Source organism: Spiroplasma endosymbiont of Zeiraphera isertana (assembly GCF_964030805.1).
Taxonomy (GTDB): Bacteria; Bacillota_I; Bacilli_A; order Mycoplasmatales; family VBWQ01; genus Spiroplasma_E.
This window is the reverse complement of sequence record NZ_OZ034965.1, coordinates 434,598-456,204: the sequence shown is the minus strand read 5'-3', so window position 1 is coordinate 456,204 and position 21,607 is coordinate 434,598. Positions and strand designations below refer to the sequence as shown.

Annotated in this window: 17 protein-coding genes and 3 pseudogenes; 5 read left to right on the top strand and 15 right to left on the bottom strand. The window is 24.1% G+C overall.

Going from position 1 to position 21,607, the window contains the following annotated elements; translation table 4 throughout:
- Positions 1–113 precede the first annotated feature (113 nt).
- The 4 genes from parC to AAHM78_RS03170 form a co-directional block, all read right to left on the bottom strand.
- Positions 114–2,627 carry a DNA topoisomerase IV subunit A gene (parC, locus tag AAHM78_RS03185; RefSeq protein WP_342254333.1) on the bottom strand — a complete coding sequence of 838 codons (2,514 nt, stop codon included), beginning with the start codon at positions 2,625–2,627 and terminating at the stop codon, positions 114–116.
- Positions 2,628–2,647: 20 nt separating this feature from the next.
- On the bottom strand, positions 2,648–4,570 hold the full coding sequence (gene parE, locus AAHM78_RS03180; RefSeq protein ID WP_342254332.1) for a DNA topoisomerase IV subunit B: 1,923 nt from the start codon (positions 4,568–4,570) through the stop codon (positions 2,648–2,650).
- Between the two features lie 208 nt (positions 4,571–4,778).
- On the bottom strand, positions 4,779–5,144 hold the full coding sequence (locus AAHM78_RS03175; protein ID WP_342255008.1) for a transposase family protein: 366 nt from the start codon (positions 5,142–5,144) through the stop codon (positions 4,779–4,781).
- A 59-nt stretch (positions 5,145–5,203) separates the two neighbouring features.
- Positions 5,204–5,596, bottom strand: coding sequence for a transposase family protein (locus tag AAHM78_RS03170; protein ID WP_342252835.1), 393 nt, complete (start codon positions 5,594–5,596; stop codon positions 5,204–5,206).
- A 71-nt stretch (positions 5,597–5,667) separates the two neighbouring features.
- On the opposite strand from AAHM78_RS03170, the pseudogene AAHM78_RS03165 reads away from it, so the two are divergent.
- A pseudogene (locus AAHM78_RS03165) lies at positions 5,668–6,567 on the top strand (IS30 family transposase); the annotation flags it as partial.
- Between the two features lie 36 nt (positions 6,568–6,603).
- Here the strand turns inward: AAHM78_RS03165 and uvrC are convergent.
- Together uvrC and AAHM78_RS03155 are read right to left on the bottom strand one after the other, a co-directional pair.
- On the bottom strand, positions 6,604–8,373 hold the full coding sequence (uvrC, locus tag AAHM78_RS03160) for an excinuclease ABC subunit UvrC (protein WP_342254331.1): 1,770 nt from the start codon (positions 8,371–8,373) through the stop codon (positions 6,604–6,606).
- Positions 8,374–8,477: 104 nt separating this feature from the next.
- Positions 8,478–9,563, bottom strand: a complete 1,086-nt coding sequence (locus AAHM78_RS03155) for a hypothetical protein (protein ID WP_342254330.1) — start codon at positions 9,561–9,563, stop codon at positions 8,478–8,480.
- Between the two features lie 190 nt (positions 9,564–9,753).
- On the opposite strand from AAHM78_RS03155, the pseudogene AAHM78_RS03145 reads away from it, so the two are divergent.
- Positions 9,754–10,711: pseudogene (locus tag AAHM78_RS03145) on the top strand (IS30 family transposase).
- 180 nt (positions 10,712–10,891) lie between these two features.
- Positions 10,892–12,009, top strand: a protein-coding gene (locus tag AAHM78_RS03140) for an IS3 family transposase (protein ID WP_342254328.1) whose coding sequence is annotated in 2 segments (ribosomal slippage) — positions 10,892–11,135 and positions 11,135–12,009 — 1,119 coding nt in all. Because the reading frame shifts where the segments join, the coding sequence is not laid out codon by codon here.
- Positions 12,010–12,258: 249 nt separating this feature from the next.
- Here the strand turns inward: AAHM78_RS03140 and AAHM78_RS03135 are convergent.
- The 5 genes from AAHM78_RS03135 to AAHM78_RS03115 form a co-directional block, all read right to left on the bottom strand.
- A complete protein-coding gene (locus AAHM78_RS03135; RefSeq protein ID WP_342254327.1) occupies positions 12,259–13,074 on the bottom strand; it encodes a hypothetical protein in 816 nt (271 codons plus the stop codon).
- A gap of 53 nt (positions 13,075–13,127) precedes the next feature.
- Positions 13,128–14,792 carry a DAK2 domain-containing protein gene (locus AAHM78_RS03130; RefSeq protein ID WP_342254326.1) on the bottom strand — a complete coding sequence of 555 codons (1,665 nt, stop codon included), beginning with the start codon at positions 14,790–14,792 and terminating at the stop codon, positions 13,128–13,130.
- Between the two features lie 23 nt (positions 14,793–14,815).
- Positions 14,816–15,109: a hypothetical protein gene (locus AAHM78_RS03125; RefSeq protein WP_174481144.1), complete on the bottom strand. Its 294-nt coding sequence runs from the start codon at positions 15,107–15,109 to the stop codon at positions 14,816–14,818.
- A 656-nt stretch (positions 15,110–15,765) separates the two neighbouring features.
- Positions 15,766–16,131 (bottom strand): transposase family protein, encoded by a 366-nt coding sequence (locus AAHM78_RS03120; RefSeq protein ID WP_342254944.1) that lies wholly within the window; start codon positions 16,129–16,131, stop codon positions 15,766–15,768.
- 59 nt (positions 16,132–16,190) lie between these two features.
- Positions 16,191–16,583: a transposase family protein gene (locus tag AAHM78_RS03115; protein WP_342254325.1), complete on the bottom strand. Its 393-nt coding sequence runs from the start codon at positions 16,581–16,583 to the stop codon at positions 16,191–16,193.
- A 319-nt stretch (positions 16,584–16,902) separates the two neighbouring features.
- Here AAHM78_RS03115 and AAHM78_RS03110 point away from each other — a divergent pair, with 319 nt between their 5' ends.
- Positions 16,903–17,124, top strand: coding sequence for a hypothetical protein (locus AAHM78_RS03110; protein WP_342254324.1), 222 nt, complete (start codon positions 16,903–16,905; stop codon positions 17,122–17,124).
- A complete protein-coding gene (locus tag AAHM78_RS03105; RefSeq protein WP_342252843.1) occupies positions 17,064–17,885 on the top strand; it encodes an IS1595 family transposase in 822 nt (273 codons plus the stop codon). Before AAHM78_RS03110 ends, AAHM78_RS03105 begins: the two co-directional genes overlap by 61 nt.
- 575 nt (positions 17,886–18,460) lie before the next feature.
- Here AAHM78_RS03105 and hpf read toward each other — a convergent pair.
- The 4 genes and pseudogenes from hpf to AAHM78_RS03085 all read right to left on the bottom strand — a co-directional run.
- A complete protein-coding gene (gene hpf, locus AAHM78_RS03100) occupies positions 18,461–18,853 on the bottom strand; it encodes a ribosome hibernation-promoting factor, HPF/YfiA family (RefSeq protein ID WP_342254323.1) in 393 nt (130 codons plus the stop codon).
- A gap of 166 nt (positions 18,854–19,019) precedes the next feature.
- Positions 19,020–20,153, bottom strand: a complete 1,134-nt coding sequence (locus AAHM78_RS03095) for a hypothetical protein (RefSeq protein ID WP_342254322.1) — start codon at positions 20,151–20,153, stop codon at positions 19,020–19,022.
- Between the two features lie 173 nt (positions 20,154–20,326).
- Positions 20,327–20,674: a hypothetical protein gene (locus tag AAHM78_RS03090; protein ID WP_342254321.1), complete on the bottom strand. Its 348-nt coding sequence runs from the start codon at positions 20,672–20,674 to the stop codon at positions 20,327–20,329.
- Between the two features lie 77 nt (positions 20,675–20,751).
- Positions 20,752–21,540, bottom strand: a pseudogene (locus AAHM78_RS03085) (IS30 family transposase); the annotation flags it as partial.
- Positions 21,541–21,607 lie beyond the last annotated feature (67 nt).

Below are 21,607 nucleotides of genomic sequence, written 5' to 3'. Positions count from 1 at the left end.
CTCCATTTATGTGATAAAATTTAAAAATAGTACATAAAGGGATAAAAGCCTTATGAAATTCAAAAAAACTAATTCTTTAAAAAAGTTTATAATTTTCAATAAAAAAGTTTATTTTAAATACCATTGTTGCTTTCTTTTGTATTAAAATTTTCTGATATTGATGATATATCAGCATCAATAACATCAGTTTTTAAATCAATCACTAAATTATTACCACCAGCAATAATATCATCAGCAACTACTTTGCCAGTTCCTTCATTTACCTTGCTAAGATTAATGTCACTTGCTTTAATCACTAATCATTTTTCTTTTTTCGTTAATATATTAATAAAAGATGTTGCTGGTGATAAGAAGGTTTTAATAATACTAATACTTTTACTTTTAGGAACTTTTATTACTTTATTACCTTTTGTTGTTCGTGAAGTTTGTTCAATAGTATTGAATAACATTCGTTTAATTGTTCCAACTGATGTTAACATTGCATAAATATCATTACTATTACCACAAGCCATTCCTACCACTTCATCTTCTTCAGAATTAATTTTCAAAGCTTTAACACCTGTTGCAGTTTTAGTTAATAATGGAACTTTCGTTTCTAAATATTTTAAAGTCATACCCTTGCGAGTACTAATAACAATAAAATCATGACCGGTAGTACTATTAACACCAATAACACTATCGTTCTCTTTTAACTTAACATATTTGGCGGTTTTATTAAATCTAGTAGTTGCTAACTCTAAAAGTGGCATTCTTTTAATTAAACCATATCTAGTAGCGACTACTATATTTACATTTGGCTGTTCAAAACTATTAACTTGCGCAACACTAATAATTTTTTCATTTCCTTCAAGTTTACATAACGTATTAACATGAATACCATTATCTTTTCATTTATTTTCTTCTAATTTAAAAATTGGTATTAAAAAATAATTACCTTTATTTGTAAAAAATAATAAATTATTAAAATTATTGAACATTGCTCCACCAATAATAACATCATTTGGCTTACGTACAAAATCTTGATAATCAAGATTTTGTAAAAATACTTTACTACTTATTACCTTAATTCAACCATCATAACTAATACTAACAAATACATTTTCTTGTCGCAATGTTGCTTTTTCATCAATTGTAATTTCAGAAATTTCACCTTGAATTTGTGATTTTCTTAGTCCAGAAAAATGAGAATTAATTTGTTCTAACTCAGTAATAATAACTTGACGTAGTGAATTTTCATTATTAAGAATTTCTTGTAAAACAATAATTTTACTTTCAATATCTGCTTTTTCTAAAACTAATGATTGAATATCAGTAGCAGTTAAACGATACAAACGCAATTGTACAATTGCTTCTGCTTGAATATCAGTAAAATTAAAAGCTGATATTAAATTTAATTTTGATTGCATACGGTCAGTTGATGTTCTAATAATTTTAATTACTTTATCAACTTCACTTAATGCAATAACTAAACCATTAACAATCTCTAATCTTCGTTCTAATTGTGCTAAGTCATATTGTGAACGCTTAGTAACAACATCAATTTGATGATTAATATAAAAATCTAACATATTAATTAAACTCATTTGTACTGGTTTTTTGTTAGCGATTGCTACTAAATTAAAGTTATAATAAATTTGTAAATTGGTATTTTTAAATAAATAATTTAAAATTTCTTGCGGTTTACTATCTTCTACTAAATCAATAACTATTCGTAAACCAAAACGATCCGTTTCATCACGTACTTCTTTAATACCATGAATTTTTGCTAATGTTTTAACATCATCAATTTTTTTAATCAAATCTTGTTTAATAACTTCAAATGGAATTTCGGTAATAATTATTTGTGGAATTTCACCTTCATTATTAATATGAGTTTTAGCACGAATTGCAATTCGCCCTTTACCAGAACGATAAGCTTCTTTAATACCTTTAATACCTTGAATAATTCCTCCGGTTGGAAAGTCAGGACCCTTAATAACACGCATTAATTCGCTTAAATTACATTGTGGATTATTAATTCTCATGACAATTGCATTAATTACTTCTTGTAAATTATGAGGTGGAATATTAGTTGCCATTCCAACAGCAATTCCAGAAGCACCATTTACTAATAAATTAGGAAAATAGGCAGGTAAAACTGTTGGTTCTGTTTCTGATTCATCAAAATTTTTAATTAAACTAACAGTATTTTTCTTAATATCCTTCAATAATAATTCTGAAATTAATGATAAACGCGCTTCTGTATATCGCATCGCAGCAGGATTATCACCATCAATTGAACCTTTATTACCATGCATTTGTACTAATGGTCATGCTACCTTTCACTCTTGTGCCATTCTACACATCGCAGCATAAACCGCTGTATCACCATGAGGATGATATTTACCAATTACTTCTCCAACAACACGAGCTGCTTTTTTATATGCTTTATCATTGGTTAAACCCAAATCATTCATAGCATGCAAAATTCGACGTTGAACTGGTTTCAAACCATCACGGACATCGGGCAATGCTCGTTCTAAAATAATATATTTGGCATATCGACCAAAACGTTCTGCAACAATATCATCAATAGGATAAGATAAAATTTGTTCATTATTTTGTTGCATCTCTTCTTTACTATTCATAACTTATAAACTCCTTTTTCTTAATAATCACTAGCTTCAAAAGAAATATTTTCTTCAATTCATTTTCGTCTTTTTTCTGGTTTATCACCCATTAATATTTGAATTTCTGTTTCTGCTGATAGAGCATCCTCAATAGTAATTTTAATTAATTGACGGACATTTGGATCCATAGTTGTTTCTCATAATTGTTCAGCATTCATTTCTCCTAAACCTTTATAACGTTGCAGATCATATTTACCTTTAATTGTTTCAACTTTATCTTTTAATTCTAACTCATTTCAAACATATAAATGTTTCTCTTGCTCTTCTTCTTTAAAAGAAATTTTAAATAAAGGCGGTAATGCAATATAAATATTACCCGAAGTAATTAAATCTCGCATATAACGATAGAAAAAAGTTAGTAATAAAATTTGAATATGGGCACCATCAGTATCGGCATCAGTCATAATAATGACTTTATTATAATTACAAGTTTCAATACTAAATTCGTTACCAACACCAGCACCAATCGCATTAATAATCATACTAATTTCCTCATTATTAAAAAGATCAATTACTTTAGTTTTTTCGGCATTAATTACTTTTCCTTTTAACGGTAATATCGCTTGGAACTTACGATCACGACCTGACTTGGCACTGCCACCAGCGGAATCTCCTTCCACTAAAAATAATTCATTAATGTTAGGATTTTTACTTTGTGCAGGCACCAATTTACCTACTAAAAATTTTTGCGTATCTTTACTTTTATTACGCAATGATTCGCGTTCTTTTCTTAAAGCATTACGAATATCACGAGCCTTAATGGCTTTATCAATAATTTTTTTAGCAGCATCACTATTTTCGTGAAGTCAAAATGAAAATCTTTCATTAACAATATTATCAACAACAATTCTTGCTTCGGGCGTTCCTAATTTACCTTTTGTTTGACCTTCATATTGAATTAAATTTTCAGGAATACGCAACGAAACAATAGCAACCAAACCTTCTCGCAAATCATTACCTTCTAAATTTTTATCTTTTGCTTTTAATAATTCTTGTTTTCTTGCATATTCATTAATAGCTTTTGTTAAACCACTTTTAAAACCAACTAAATGACTTCCGCCATCAACAGTTTTAACGTTATTGGCAAACCCTACTAACGTTTCGCTATAATCTTCCGTATATTGTAATACAATTTCAACGTCAATATTATTTTGTTTACCTTTTAAACTAACAATTGGTGATAAATTTTTTTTATCTTTATTTAAATATTGCATGAAAGCAACTAAGCCATTTTCATAATGAAAAGTTTCTTCAGTACCTGTCCTCTTATCAATTAATTGAATACTTAAATCATTAATTAAAAAAGCACTTTCACGTAAATGTTGTTCAAATAAATGAACATTTCAATCACAACCTAGAAAAACACGATGAAAATCAGGTAAAAATTGTACCCTAGTTCCTGTTTTATAAGTGTTACCAATCATTTTTAAACTTTGATCAATCTTACCACCATTTTTAAATTTAATTTCATGAATTTTTTTATCACGATGAATAGTAACAATCATTCAATTACTTAAAGCATTTACTACTGAAGCACCAACGCCATGTAAACCACCCGAGGCTTTATAACTATTGGTGTCAAATTTTCCACCAGCATGTAAAACCGTATAAATAACTTCGGGAGTACTTTTTTTTGAAGCATGCATACCAGTCGGAACACCACGACCATTGTCTTCAACAGTAACTGACTTATCAACATTAATAGTAACAACAATACTAGTACAAAAACCAGCTAATGCTTCATCAATACCATTATCAACAATTTCTCAAACTAGATGATGAAGACCACGATTATCAGTAGAACCAATATACATTCCAGGTCTTTTTCTAACTGCTTCTAGACCTTCTAAAATTTGAATTGATGATTCATTATAAACACTGTTTTTTGGTTTATTTGCCATGAAAAAAACTCCTTACTACAATTTATTTCATTTTCATTTTATCATATATTTATTTATTTAAACTTTAATTGTAAAATTAAAAAGGACACTTATATAAAAATTAAATTGTGTTAGTTCTATAATTAAGAAAAGAAAGGAATTAGCGCAATGTATAAGTATCTGAGTATTGAATCAATAATAGCAATAAAAGAATAGAATTGGTGCAAAACTAAGGTAATTCAAAATTATATATTCCTGCTATTAAATTAAATCTTAATGCAAATCTTCGTATTTTATTGCGATATTTTAAACTTAAAATTTTAAAACGTTTTAGTTTAGCAAATACGTGTTCAATTTTAATTCTAATTTTACTTAAAGTTTTATTGTATGCTTTTTGAATTGGTGTTAATTGATTGTATTTACTTTTTTTAAATGGCAAAAATGTATTTTTATGAATATTTTGTATACCTTGATAACCCGAATCAACAAAAACTTGTTTTTCTGGATGAATAAAAGTTTTAGATTTTAGAAGCAATTTAAAATCATGAATGCTTCCAAAACAAAAAGCAGTTGAAATAATTTTTCCATCGGAAATATCAATAATTATTTGGGATTTGAGAGAATGATGTTTCTTTTTACCTGAAAAAAGTAATTTTAGTTTTTTTTAATTCTTTCAATTGGAGTTTCAGTAGCATCAATAGCTAACAAATTATTATTAGTACCTTTATTTTTTGTTAAATCTTTTTTTCCAGGTAAATTAAAAATTCCGCTTTTTATTAAAATATTTTCAATTCAAAAAATATTACGAATGCAACTAGTATGACTAATATTATATCTTTTTGCAATAACTCTATAACTACTATAGTCTTTTCAATATTCTAAAGTCATTAATAAACGCTCTTCAATTACAATTTTATTTTTTCTACCACCATAATATTTTTGTTTAGACTCAGCAATTTTTAAAATTTCAAGCATTTTATAAAATGTTTGTGGCTTTATGCCGACTAAACTATAAAATTCTTGATCATCTTTATATTTTTTCAACATAATAACTATCACCTTTAATATTAATAATAATCGTTAAATTGTTAAAATTAAAGGTTTTGCACCAAGTCTAATATAAAAATTATGGATTTTCGATTCGTAAAATAGCAAAAATTGTTGATTATAGTAAATCAACTGTACATAGAGTTTGTAGATTATTAAATAAAAACTTATTGCCATTAGAAATATTGAATCAATTTCAAAAAAATAAACAAAACGCAGGCAGAAAATTAATAATTTTAACTTTAACAGAAATTAATAGTATTAATCATTTGTTAATTACTAAAAAGTATGCTCTTGATATAATTGCTAACTTTTTAAAGGAAAATAAAATAAAAAGTATTTCAACAAAAACTTTATATAACATGTTTAAAACAAATCGAATGGGTTTTGATGAAAATAACTTATTGAGAAAAGGCAAAAATAAATCTCACAAACAAAAAGAAACTAGGGGCAAAATTAATAATTGTAAGTCTATTCATGAAAGAAATTTAATCATTCCTAATATTAAAAATATACAAGAATTTGTTAATTTAGAAGGTGATACTATCATTGGCAAAAATCATAAAAGTTCTATTATTACTTTGGCTGATATATGATCAAAAACCACAATTCCTTTAGTAACTAAAAATCATAAATCAGAAAATATTACGAAAAGTATAATAAAATTTATTTCAAAGTTACAAAAAGGAACAGTTAAAACCATTACTTTTGATCGTGGTAAAGAATTTAGTAAATGAAGATTAATCGAAAAAATTTGTAATGTCAAAATTTATTTTGCAGATCCTGGTAAACCTTGCCAAAGGGGTTTAAATGAAAATAATAATGGTATTTTAAGAAGATATTTACCAAAATCTACAGATCTATCTTCATATAAACAAAAAGATTTAAATTTTATAGCATTTCAAATTAATTCTACACCCAGAAAATCGCTCTCTTATAAAAGACCAATAGATTTAATACAATTATTTTAAAAAACTGTCCCATTTATATTTACAAATCAGGATATATTATTCAAAACTATGTAATTCTTTTCATAGTTTTTCTAAAATTACTTTTGATTTAACTAATGATGAAAGTTGTGTTTTTGTAGCATTTTGCAATAATTGTCAAGTTGGAAATTGCTGTAATATTTTATTTTGTAATTGTAAACCAATTCCTGGTACTGATGATAAAACACTACTTATCATTGATTGACTTCGTTTTGTTTTATGATATTTAATTGCATAATTATGAACTTGATCTTGTAATTTACTCAAAAATAAAAAACAAGCATCATTTTTAGGAATATTAATAATTTGCATTTTATCATTTATAATTTTATCAGTTTGATGTTTTTTATTTTTAACTAATCCAATAATAGGAATTGTTAAGTTTAATAATGTTAGTTGTTCTAATGTAGCACTAATTTGTGGTTTTCCACCATCAACAATAATTAAATCAGGAAGTGGCAATTTATTAATAACTAAGTGATGATATCTACGATAAATCATTTCACAAAAACGATGATAATCATCAATAATTTTTGGATCTAATAAAAATTTGCGATAATCATTAAAACTGGGATTACCATTCTTATAAACAATCATACCGCCAACACTAGCACTTTGTTGAAGATTAGAAACATCAAAAACCTCTAAATGATTTAAATTAGGAATTTTTAATCATTGTGATAATACTTTCATCATATTTAACGGTGCATTAAATTGATTAGTTTGTAAATAATTATTTCATGCGTAAATGGCATTGGTTTTTGCCAATGTTAAAATATGTTCTTTTGTTCCTTTAATTGGATTAATAAATTTTATTTGTGGAAATAATAATTTTAATTGTTTTAAATCCATATTTGATGGTAAATATATTTCATTTGGCAATGTATTTTTACTATATAGTTGTTGACAATAATTACGAATTAAATCTTGAATTTCTAAGTAATTATTTTGAACTATTTGTTCATCTTTAGCTTGCAATTTACCATTACGATAAAATAAAGTAATTAAAACAACCATTTCATCTTTAATTAAAAAATTAATAAAATCGCGATTTCCATAATCTTGAAACTCAACAACTTGTTGTGATAAAAATAAATCTATTTTTGATAACAAAATTTTAATACGATTAGCATTTTCAAATTGTAAGTTTTCAACACTAATATTCATATTATTAATTAATATTTTTTTAACAGCAGTAACATTCCCTTTGAAAAATTGATCAATTTTACTACTCATATCTTCATAATAAGTAATAGGTACTGATTTAAAACAAGCACCAGAACATTGCTGTAAATGATAATATAAACAAGGTTTACCAAGATTACCAGCACATTTTCGTAATGGAAAAATTCGTTCCAATAACTTTAAAATTTCACGCGCACCAGTACCATCTGGAAATGGTCCATAATAATGTCCCTCTTTTTTAGTAGCACTACGTACATAACGATATTGTGGATCACGATTATTAGTAATTTGAATATAAGGATATTTTTTATCATCTGCTAACAAAATATTATATTTAGGATGATGTTTTTTAATCAATGTTTGTTCTAAAATTAAAGCCTCTTTTTCATTAGATGTCGTAATGTATTCAACATCATGAATATCATTAACTAATAACATTGTTTTAAAATTACTGGCTTTATTTAAATATGAAGTTACTCGTTTTTTTAATGAATTAGCTTTACCAACATAAATTAAATTATTATGTATATCTTTAAATAAATAACATCCAGCAATATTAGGTAAAAGTTTAATTTTCATTTTTAGTAAAGATTTTTCTGCCATTAGTTCACCTAAATTTATTAACAAATTAAAAGATACTTTGATTTTAACATTAATATAATGTTTTATCCTAAAGTAAACTCTTAATTTTATTCATTATTAATTACTTATGATTCGTTATTAATAATAGTTTCGTTATCATTAAGAATTTCACGATTTAAAATACTATCTTCTAAACTTTTTTTAACTACCAGAGTACCTTTGCTATTACTCATTACATCTTTTTGTTTTTCAGGGTCAATTTTACCAAAAGGAGTTAAATAACTATTTTCATTAAAATAAACAATAGGCGAAGAAGGTTTATTGATAATGTCACTATTATCATTTTGTTTTATTTCATTTTGTTTTATTTCTGCTTTTTTTACTGGTGATATAGGTGGTTCCTTCTTTGATTCCTTATTAAAACTATTTTCTTTTCTAAAAGATTTTTTAACTTGCTTATCAATTAATAATTTTTCTTTTTTTAACTTAATATGTTTTTGTTTTAAATCAGCATTTATTTTATTTTTTTGCTTTTTATTTTTATTATTAATAATAATTTGTTTAATAATTTGTTTCATTTTGCTAAAGAAAATAAAAGGTTTATTAAAAATAAATAAACAAGTTAAAGAAAAAATACTAATAAAGTTTGCAATTAAATTAGTAACAAAAAAACCATAATTAAAAATACCTATTAAAATATTACTAATAATGCCACCAGTAGCATATGCTGGAAAAAAGGTTTCAACACTAAAATCTTTAAAAGAAATTTGTGAAGCAAAAAAACCTAGATAATTATTTATACCATTTGTATTTCATCATGTTTTAACGTATATTTCACTAATATTTAATAGGTTTAAATTATAATAACTAGTTCATAAATTATTCTTTCCTAAAATTATTAAAGTTAAAGTTTGCGTTGTCCAACAACTAATCACTAAAAATAAAAAATAAACAAAAATATACTTCAATTTAAATTGCATGCGATAACCAAAAGCTAAAGGAATAATCATTAAAAAAAGAAAGAAATAAACAGCATATTTCATTCACCCAAATAAAAAAGAAAAAAGAAAATCATCAAGTACTTTACCAATTATTGAAAATCTAGTTAAACTAACTATTAGGAAAAAGAAGATTACTAATAAGAAAAAAAGTAATCCAACTTCATCACCACGAGATTGAGATTTTGATATTTTAATGCCATTTTTAATCATAAGAACATCACCTCTTAACATTCTCCACAAAATAACTTATAAAAATAGTATAACATAATTGATATATGTAATATCTTTCTATAATCGATTTTTGATTTATTATTGCTTTAATTGTAAAATTAAAAAGGACACTTATATAAAAATTAAATTGTGTTAGTTCTATAATTAAAAAAAGAAAGGAATTAGCGAAATGTATAAGTATCTGAGTATTGAATCAATAATAGCAATAAAAGAATATAAAAATTATGGATTTTCGATTCGTAAAATAGCAAAAATTGTTGATTATAGTAAATCAACTGTACATAGAGTTTGTAGATTATTAAATAAAAACTTATTGCCATTAGAAATATTGAATCAATTTCAAAAAAATAAACAAAATGCAGGCAGAAAATTAATAATTTTAACTTTAACAGAAATTAATAGTATTAATCATTTGTTAATTACTAATGTTAATTACTAAAAAGTATGCTCTTGATATAATTGCTAACTTTTTAAAGGAAAATAAAATAAAAAGTATTTCAACAAAAACTTTATATAACATGTTTAAAACAAATCGAATGGGTTTTGATGAAAATAACTTATTGAGAAAAGGCAAAAATAAATCTCACAAACAAAAAGAAACTAGGGGCAAAATTAATAATTGTAAGTCTATTCATGAAAGAAATTTAATCATTCCTAATATTAAAAATATACAAGAATTTGTTAATTTAGAAGGTGATACTATCATTGGCAAAAATCATAAAAGTTCTATTATTACTTTGGCTGATATATGATCAAAAACCACAATTCCTTTAGTAACTAAAAATCATAAATCAGAAAATATTACGAAAAGTATAATAAAATTTATTTCAAAGTTACAAAAAGGAACAGTTAAAACCATTACTTTTGATCGTGGTAAAGAATTTAGTAAATGAAGATTAATCGAAAAAATTTGTAATGTCAAAATTTATTTTGCAGATCCTGGTAAACCTTGCCAAAGGGGTTTAAATGAAAATAATAATGGTATTTTAAGAAAATATTTACCAAAATCTACAGATCTATCTGCATATAAACAAAAAGATTTAAATTTTATAGCATTTCAAATTAATTCTACACCCAGAAAATCGCTCTCTTATAAAAGACCAATAGATTTAATACAATTATTTTAAAAAACTGTCCCATTTATATTTACAACTCAGGTTTTTGCAATAAATATACAAAAAATTACTAATGAATATGTATATATTAAATTAATAAGTGTATTTTATTATATTGGATAGGTTACACTTTATTGGACACTAATTACGTAGACAAGTGAACAAATTAGTTAAAAGAAAGGAACTATAATTATGGCCAATATTAACTCATATACCGACGAATTTAAGAAACAAATAGTAGCTTTATATCAAAGTGGTAAGTCAGTGTCTTGTCTTGCTAAAGAGTACAATGTTACAAGAGCAGCTACTTATAATTGAATTAAGCAATTTACTAATTCAGGTAGTTTTAAATCTAAAGATAATCGTTCTGTTGAAGAAAATGAATTAATTAAATTAAGAAAAGAATTAAAACGGTTACGAATGGAAAATGATATTTTAAAGCAAGCAGCACTAATAATAGGCAGAAAATAGAGATTATTATCAATAATAAATGTAAATATAAAATTCGTACAATGTGTCGTTTTTTAAAGCCCTCTAAATCAACATATTATTTTAATTTCAAGAAAAAAGAAAAAAATCAAAATAATATGTATGATGAAGCTGTTATTAGTGCTTTTAAAGAAAATAAAGAAATTTATGGCACAAGAAGATTAAAAGTCATATTAGAAAACCAAGAAATTTATTTATCAAGACGAAAAATTAAAGAAATTATGAATAAACATAATTTAATATCAAAATACACTAAATTAAGACACAAAAATCATCATAATAAAGTCAATGATAGTCAAATAACTAATCTTGTTAATAGAAACTTTAAGAATAGGATTAAAAATGAAGTTATTGTTAGTGATTTAACTTATGTTCAAGTAAATGGTAAGTGAAACTATATTTGTTTATTAATAGACCTATTTAACCGCGAAATTATTGGACATAGTGTAGGCACTAAAAAAGATGCATCATTAGTATATGAAGCATTTATGCAATCAAATCGCTGTTTAAAAGATATTCAAATATTTCATAGCGATCGAGGTAATGAATTTAATAATAAAATTATTGATAAACTTTTACTAGCATTCAATATTACTCGCTCTTTAAGCAAAAAAGGTTGTCCTTATGACAATGCTGTTGCTGAAGCAACTTTTAAAACTTTCAAAACTGAATTTATTAATGATAAAAATTTTAGATCATTAATCCAATTAAAATTAGAATTATTTGATTATATCAATTGATATAACAACATAAGAATCCACAGCACTTTAAACTACTTAACTCCAGTTAATTATCAAAAACAAATGTCTACCAAAAAATAGTCCTAAAAAGTGTTGCCATTCCATATATTTAAAATTTAAAACTATCAAAATAAAATTTTAAATATACAATAATAAATGAAAATGAAAAATATTAGTTTAGTAATTAAATGTAAAATTAAAAAAACATTATTTTCAAAACTTTTATAAAATATTCTATTTTAGTAAGTTTTGAAAATAATGTTTTATCAATAAAACTTAATATAATTTTAAATTTAAAATTTGTACCTAAATTATAGGTACAAATTTTTATTATTTCTCATTTTGCTGTGTGTACATCACAATACGTAAAATAAGTTGTAATATTTCATAAATCATACGAATCAAGTAATAAATAAACTTAATTTGGAAAATTCAACTAATAGCACGTATTTCTTTTTCATTTAAAATACCAACAAGATTTTGACAAATTTCTTTTCTTGATTTAGCATAAAAAATCATTTGCATTGAAGAAAAAAGAATTAATAAAATACTACCTAAAATTGATAAAACAATTGAAAATATATTGGCGCTCGCTGCTGATAAAGTAATTCAAGAATTAGCAGGTGAAAGAGCAAATAGAATAGCAAGTGCAAAAGGAATTAAAACAAAAAATAATGTTATTTTACGAGAAAAATCTCATCAAAAAGTATTAAAACGACTACTATTTGAACTACTTACTGCCCAAGTACTTTCCATTGCCATTGCTAAAGTATAAATAGAACGACGGTGATAAGTTCATGGTAATAGTCTTAAAGTAAAATTACCATTATTAAATAAATATGGCCTTAAATAAAAAAACCTAGGTTCAACAGTAATACTATTAATATTACCAAATCCCTTAAATTTTATTCTTTTTGCATTAATACCGTATGTTTTTAAATATTTTTGAGATAACTCGCCACCAGTTAAATTAGCACTATTTTCACGATGGAATCAAGAATACTTAATTCAAGTGAAAAATCAAATCATAGTAACAACAAACAAAATTACACCAACAATAGCTACTAAGCTTGCTAAAACAATTAAACTAGTTGATCAAGTCTTTGGATCATTTGGATTAACTGAGGATAATAATAAATTAGTCATAATCTTCTCCTTTCTAACTATTTGAATAGAGTCTATAATATTATAACATAGTATTATTCCACTACGAAAAGAAAGTTATAAACTTCTTGATCACCATCAACAATTTCATATTCAATATCATAATCTTCATCTAAAATTTTTTTCATAAAATTAATTTGATCTTTTGAATAACCTTTACCTTTAAAAATAGTAATTATTTCTGCACCATCTCAAATTAATTTAGTAAACAATACTTTAATTACATTAAATAAATTTTCGTTTGAAGCAATAATTTTTTCTTTACCATCTTTATTACGAAAACTAACAGCAGAAAAAAAGTGTTTTTTTCCAATTTTAATACCATCTATTTCAACATCACGATCAGCAACTGTTACATAACCAAAAGCAGCATATTTAATTTCACTTCACATATTTTTATTATTTTCTTTTGCACTTAATTCAGGATTGAAATTTAAAGCGGCACGCATACCTTGAGCAATATTTTTAGCAGGTAATACAAAAACTTTTGATTTTTTTTCTAATTTTCTTGCTTGTTCTGCTGCTAAAAATAAATTACTATCATTTGGCAAAATAAAGACATTTTTTGCATCGACAATTTCAATTGACTTTAAAAATTCATCTGTTGATGGATTAATTCTTTTTGAATACATAATAATATCGTTAACCTTTAATTCATCTCTAAAAAAGGTTTCAATTCCTCTACCAGGAACAGCAGCAATTAAAGCAAATTTATTATTTAATTTACGAATTGGTTTAATGGTTTGTGTATGTGCTTTTGCCTGTTCGGTCATATTTTCAATTTTTACTTTTAAAATTTCACCAAATTTCTGAAAATAATTTAAAATTTGACCTGGTTTTAAAGTATGAACATGAACTTTGATTAAATCTTCATCATCTACTAAAACTATTGATTGACCATCCATTGTTTCTAAATCAGTTCGTGTTTTGCTTAAATTAAAATCTAACTTACTAACTTTATTTAGTTTTACAATAACTTCTGAACAATAACCAAAGTTTTCTTGATTTAAAACCATTTCTAATTTTGCTGTATCTTGTTGTTCTGATTTTTTATTTGGCGCAATAGCTTTACCGTGCTTTAAACCATACACCATACCTTCAACAATATAAACTAAACCAGCACCACCCGAATCAACAACTCCTACTTTTTTTAAAATTGGCAATAAATCAGGTGTTCTTTTTAATGATTCATTCATTCCTTCTAGTAATTTCTCAAAAATATAAAGCGAATCTTTGCCTGTTATTTCTAATTCATTTTCATTAATATACTTAGCACCATCTTTAATAATAGTAAGAATAGTACCTTCTACTGGTTTCATAACTGCACGATATGCATAATCTTGCGCACTTTTTCAAGATTTTAATAAATCCTCATTACTAATGAAATCATTTTTTAAATCTTTTGTTTTTATAGTTTGAAAAAAACCACGAAAAATTTGAGATAAAATAACTCCAGAATTACCACGCGCACCCATCATTAAACCACGAGAAAAAGTAGTAGCAAATGTTTTTAAACTATCATATTCTTTGCTATTTAATTCTTTTATACCATTCATCATTGTTAAATTCATATTGGTTCCAGTATCACCATCAGGTACTGGGAAAACATTTAATTTATCAACTTCAAAATGATGATTATAAAGATTATTAGCACCGCTAATAAGCATAACTTTTAAGGTTTTAATATCAATTTTTTTCATTTAATTTCACCTTATATTTTCTTTTATTCTTCAATTAAATCATGAACAAAAATGTTAAGTACTATATAGTCTTGATGTTTAATAATCTTTTCAACAATATATTTTAAATTTTTCTGAGTTTGATTCATAATATTTCAAATATTATTATTAAAAAAACAAACTATATTAATATCAATAATTCAACCTAAATCAGACTTGTTAACTTTAATTCCATAATTATTATCTTTTTCATAAATATTGGCAACACCTGGTACAGATAAAATACTTTCTGATAATGCTTTTTTAATAATGTTCATAATATCTTTATCTTTCTCCACATAATCACCCCTATTATATTAATAATAAATTAAATTTATATAAAATAAAATCTCTTATAATTTTTATAGTCTTTTATATTATACCTAATATAATATATCAAGACAATAATAATCTTAAAGATAAAGATATTATATATTGATAATGGTTTTTTCTATATAAAAACATAATTAAGAAAAACTAAACTACCTAATTATTAAATATAAAATACTATCTATAATTTTAAAAATTAATATTAATATTACTTTTAGTAAAGTAATACAATAATAATTAAATAATTACTTATTCTTAACTGTCTTATTTTTATACTTAAACATTATATAATAGAAAATAATAAAATTTAAAATATATAAAATACTAACTAACCAAAAGTATAATTAATAATTAAACTATACTTCAAAAATTTACTATATAAATTTTAGGAATTTTTGTGTTTTTAATCGTAATCTTATTTTTTGCAGAAATTTCAATTACAATTTTCATAATAACAATTACATATTTCAATAAATTACCTCCTATTTTATATAAAAAGATTATCACTTTTTAAAATAAAAATTAATTTAATGATAACGAAAATATATTAACTTCTTAATAACTAAATTTAATGTTCAACCACTTATTAACAATTGTAATTTTATATAATAGACTTGGTGCAAAACTAAGGTAATTCAAAATTATATATTCCTGCTATTAAATTAAATCTTAATGCAAATCTTCGTATTTTATTGCGATATTTTAAACTTAAAATTTTAAAACGTTTTAGTTTAGCAAATACGTGTTCAATTTTAATTCTAATTTTACTTAAAGTTTTATTGTATTCTTTTTGAATTGGTGTTAATTGATTGTATTTACTTTTTTTAAATGGCAAAAATTTATTTTTATGAATATTTTGTATACCTTGATAACCTGAATCAACAAAAACTTGTTTTTCTGGATGAATAAAAGTTTTAGATTTTAGAAGCAATTTAAAATCATGAATGCTTCCAAAACAAAAAGCAGTTGAAATAATTTTTCCATTGGAAATATCAATAATTATTTGGGATTTGAGAGAATGATGTTTCTTTTTACCTGAAAAAAGTAATTTTAGTTTTTTTTAATTCTTTCAATTGGAGTTTCAGTAGCATCAATAGCTAACAAATTATTATTAGTACCTTTATTTTTTGTTAAATCTTTTTTTCCGGGTAAATTAAAAATTCCGCTTTTTATTAAAATATTTTCAATTCAAAAAATATTACGAATGCAACTAGTATGACTAATATTATATCTTTTTGCAATAACTCTATAACTACTATAGTCTTTTCAATATTCTAAAGTCATTAATAAACGCCCTTCAATTACAATTTTATTTTTTCTACCACCATAATATTTTTGTTTAGACTCAGCAATTTTTAAAATTTCAAGCATTTTATAAAATGTTTGTGGCTTTATGCCGACTAAACTATAAAATGCTTGATCATCTTTATATTTTTTCAACATAATAACTATCACCTTTAATATTAATAATAATTGTTAAATTGTTAAAATTAAAGGTTTTGCACCAAGTCTAATATAAAATAATATTTAATTGTTAACATTCAAAAGTGTTAACTATAATAAGTATTGAAATTTTATATACATAAAATTTAATGATTTTGAAAGGAACAATAATATGTTAAAAATATCTACTAATTATTTACCAGATCCTACTGAATATGCTAAAGTTTTTTGTGAATATATATTCAAAACTTTAATAGAAAAAATTATATATTTTTATACAACAGTCAATGGGTTTCTAGATCAAAAATTTATTACATTTTTGACTAATGAAAAAATTGCTAATGAATTTAATAAAACAAAAAATATGGATTTAGAAACATTAATAAAAGAATTTTATGATACACATCATAAAATTAAAATTCCACTAATAACAATAAATAAAAAACGGACTTCTCCCCACATGTACTTGTGGAGGAAACAATGAAATTGAATGAGTTCAACAATATATTTCAAACAGAAAAAGATTGTTTGAAATATATAGCAAGTTTGAAGGAAAACAAATGTATGAGGTGTTCTTGAACAAATTTGAATACTTCTGATTTAAGAAGAATAAGATGTTTGAAATGTCATCAAACATTTAGTATTCTTCATGACACCATTTTTTACAAGTCACAAACACCTTTGACATCTTGGTTTTATCTCATCTTTAGATGAATAAACACCAAACATGGAATTCCATCAACTGATGTTGCAAAAGAATTGGGAGTAACTTTGAAAACTGCTTGAAGAATGGGTCATAAAATCCGAAGTGCAATTGCAAAACAAGAACCCCAATTCATTGTTGAGGGCATAGTGCAAATGGATGAAATGTATCTTTCACATATGGGTTTTAAAAAACAAGGAAGATCCTTAAAAAATAAAACTTTGATTGTTGGGATTTATGAAAAAACAACCAATAATTTAATTGTGAAAGTGTTGAAAAATGCAAATCAAAAAAATCTTTTGCAATTTGCAAGAAACCACATTTCTTCAAAGTGTGATGTACATACTGATTCTTGAAAAGGATATCGCCATTTTAAATCAGTTTTCACTAAGCATGAAACAGTTAACCATCAAGATGGCTATGTTTCAAAAACTGGTGTAAACATAAACCAGATTGAATCGGCATGAAAGCACATCAGACGAACATTTAAAACACATATCAAAGTTGAAAAACATCATGTTCATTTATACGCAAAAGAATCGGCATATAAATTCAACAATATACCTAGTTTTGAAACTGTAATGTTATGTTTGATTTAAAAATGTGGGGAGAAGTCCGTAGATAGGCTTTTCTCAGCATTTATGTGATAAAATTTAAAAATAGTACATAAAGGGAGAAAAGCCATAAAAAATTAACAAAAGAAATTGAAAAAGAAGTAAGTGAAGTATTTAATAATACAACTACTTTAACTATAATTTTTTATAAAATTTGTATAAAAGATAACGCAACTAATAGTGATATTAGTGATTTTTTTATTGAAAAATATACAAAAAAAATTATTAATACTTTTAAAAATCTCTATTATATTTTTTATTACTATAACTATATCAAACATTTTAGAATTAGAGATAACAAAAAAAAGAAACATATTTCAACAAAAAACTATCAAGATAATTTAAATATACAATTAATTAAAGAAATAAAAAAAAGTCTTGAATATGCCATTTTAATAATAAACAAAATGGATACAAATATTTATAAACGAAATTTAAAAATAACACCAGAAGAAAATTTACAAAAAAAAGCACAAGATGCAGAAAATGAAAAATATGATGCATCATATTTACATAAAAAAAATAATGCTAATAATTGTATACTTTCATAAACGTTTTCTTTAATCTTTATTTTCTGTTACGTCAATAATAACTTCACTATTATCATCAAGAATTTCTTTAGTTATAAATTGACCAACGCTTTCAGCACCAGTTTTATCAGCAACCGTTTTTAAACGACTTAATTGTTTTTCCAACGGAACTAATGTTTTATTAATGCCAACATAAAGATCGTGATTTTCTACTAAACACTGTAAAAAATTATTATTTAATAACTGAATATGAACGGAAATATTATATGTATGATTACTATTTCTTTCAATACCAACTTTAGCAATCATATCTTTTTTAATATATTTAGAATACTTTTCTTGTAAATAATGAAAATTTTTATCAACAGCATTTTTAATTTCATAAGTAATATTAATATTTTTTCCATGGACAATAACTTGCATGATTAATTGCTCCTATCTTTTAATTATTATATACATTTTCCCATAAACAAATAAATTTTAAAAGATAATAGTGTAATTAAATTTAAATTATTAACAACTAAGCAAAATACCAATTATATTTATAATATGCTTAATATCATCTTCAGTTAAATTAATGATTAATACTCTATTTTTTATCTTTTCATGATTTTTGTTTTAAAAAATTTTGTTTTCCATTAAAAGTAATAGCTGTTTTTCAACGTGGATAATTATTACCTTTAGTAATAGCATTAGTATTATTCATTGGTTGTAAATTACTAATATCAGAAGTACCTCCATGAAATAAAGGTCGTTGATGTATAATAGTTCAATTATAACTTTTAGGATCATCATTAAGTTTAACATTACTAATAAAGTTATTTTTAAACATTAGCGCACCCGCATAGTCTTTTCGATATAACTGTGGATTATAATCATCAATAATTTCTCCTTTATTTCATACTTCTTCAATTTGTTGTGGTGTTCAAGTTACTTCACTATTAACAACATTACTACTGTTATTAGTTTGAACAGGATTTGGATTACTAGTTACTTGATTATCAAGTAATTTTGATTGTGGAAGTGCACCTCCACCAGTATTATTAATAACTATATTTATACCTTGTGTTGATTTATCATGTTCATTAAAAAATCGATCTGTAAATGATGGTCCAATAGTTTGTTCACCAAAAAGAGAATTTTGTTCAACACTTGTGGGTATTTCTGTTGCTGATAAAGCATTATTATTTGTCAATGATAATGCTTTTTTTGATTTATTTCTTAAATTAGTTATTATTAATAATAAAGAAAAAAGTACTAAAAAGAAACTACAAATTAATACAAAGCCTCAAGGTAAAATAAAAAATAAAACATGAATAATTTTTTTGTCCATAACATAACTATAAATTTTTTTATAACCATAACTTATTAATAATCCTGAACCAATAAGTAAGACAAGCGAAATTACTACTACTATTAATGCTCATACTAAAGTTATTACTCCATATTTATTTAAAAAAATAAATGGAATTGTAATAAACACTAGAGTAATAACCGAAAAAATTAAAGTAAAAATTGTTAAAATCTGAAAAGTAAGAGTAAATGTAATGCCTTTACTATTAATTACTTCAGTTAAAATTACTAAAATCTCATTAACATTAGTACGATAAAGTATAAGTCATAATACTCAACTTATAATCAAAGTTATTGCCATTAATCCCGAACTAACAATAATTCCTCAACGATTATGAGAATTAATGTTTCTATAATTCTCTGCTGACACTTCCATACTAAAACCTCACAACTCTAAAATCTCATATATTAAATTCTATCATAAATGATGATTAACATGTTTAACGACAATTATGAAATATAAATGAAAATATAACCTTTATAAAAATACTTCTTGAAAATTAAAATTTAGATTTAACTTAATAAAAATGTATCATAATATTTTTAATAAACTTTAAATTTGCAACTTTCTTGCGAATAATTTTTTGTTAAAGATTGTTGATTTTGTGATTCTGATTTATTAATTTTTTCAATATTTAATCTTTCATCTAATGATTCATCTTCAAAAAATTTCCTTCTACTCTCTTTTTTTGCTAATCTATTTTTTTCTAAAATATCAAATAAACTTTCTACTTTTAATGTAACATTTAATTGAGGTTGTACTAATGTTTTATCTGTTTCTAACGTGGTAGTCATTTCTAATTTTGCAAGGTCTAACTGCTTAGTTAAAATATCTTGTTGTACCCTACTTCTTTCTAGACTTAATTGTTCAAGCTCTTTTTCCCTAATCAAATTTTCGGCTTCTATCTTCCTTTTTTCTAATTCTTTTTTTTATATTCCTGAGTTGTAAATATAAATGGGACAGTTTTTTAAAATAATTGTATTAAATCTATTGGTCTTTTATAAGAGAGCGATTTTCTGGGTGTAGAATTAATTTGAAATGCTATAAAATTTAAATCTTTTTGTTTATATGAAGATAGATCTGTAGATTTTGGTAAATATCTTCTTAAAATACCATTATTATTTTCATTTAAACCCCTTTGGCAAGGTTTACCAGGATCTGCAAAATAAATTTTGACATTACAAATTTTTTCGATTAATCTTCATTTACTAAATTCTTTACCACGATCAAAAGTAATGGTTTTAACTGTTCCTTTTTGTAACTTTGAAATAAATTTTATTATACTTTTCGTAATATTTTCTGATTTATGATTTTTAGTTACTAAAGGAATTGTGGTTTTTGATCATATATCAGCCAAAGTAATAATAGAACTTTTATGATCTTTGCCAATGATAGTATCACCTTCTAAATGACCAAATTCTTGTATATTTTTAATATTAGTAATGATTAAATTTCTTTCATGAATAGACTTACAATTATTAATTTTGCCCCTAGTTTCTTTTTGTTTGTGAGATTTATTTTTGCCTTTTCTCAATAAGTTATTTTCATCAAAACCCATTCGATTTGTTTTAAACATGTTATATAAAGTTTTTGTCGAAATACTTTTTATTTTATTTTCCTTTAAAAAGTTAGCAATTATATCAAGAGCATACTTTTTAGTCATTAACAAATGATTAATACTATTAATTTCTGTTAAAGTTAAAATTATTAATTTTCTGCCTGCATTTTGTTTATTTTTTTGAAATTGATTCAATAGACTTGGTGCAAAACCTTTAATTTTAACAATTTAACGATTATTATTAATATTAAAGGTGATAGTTATT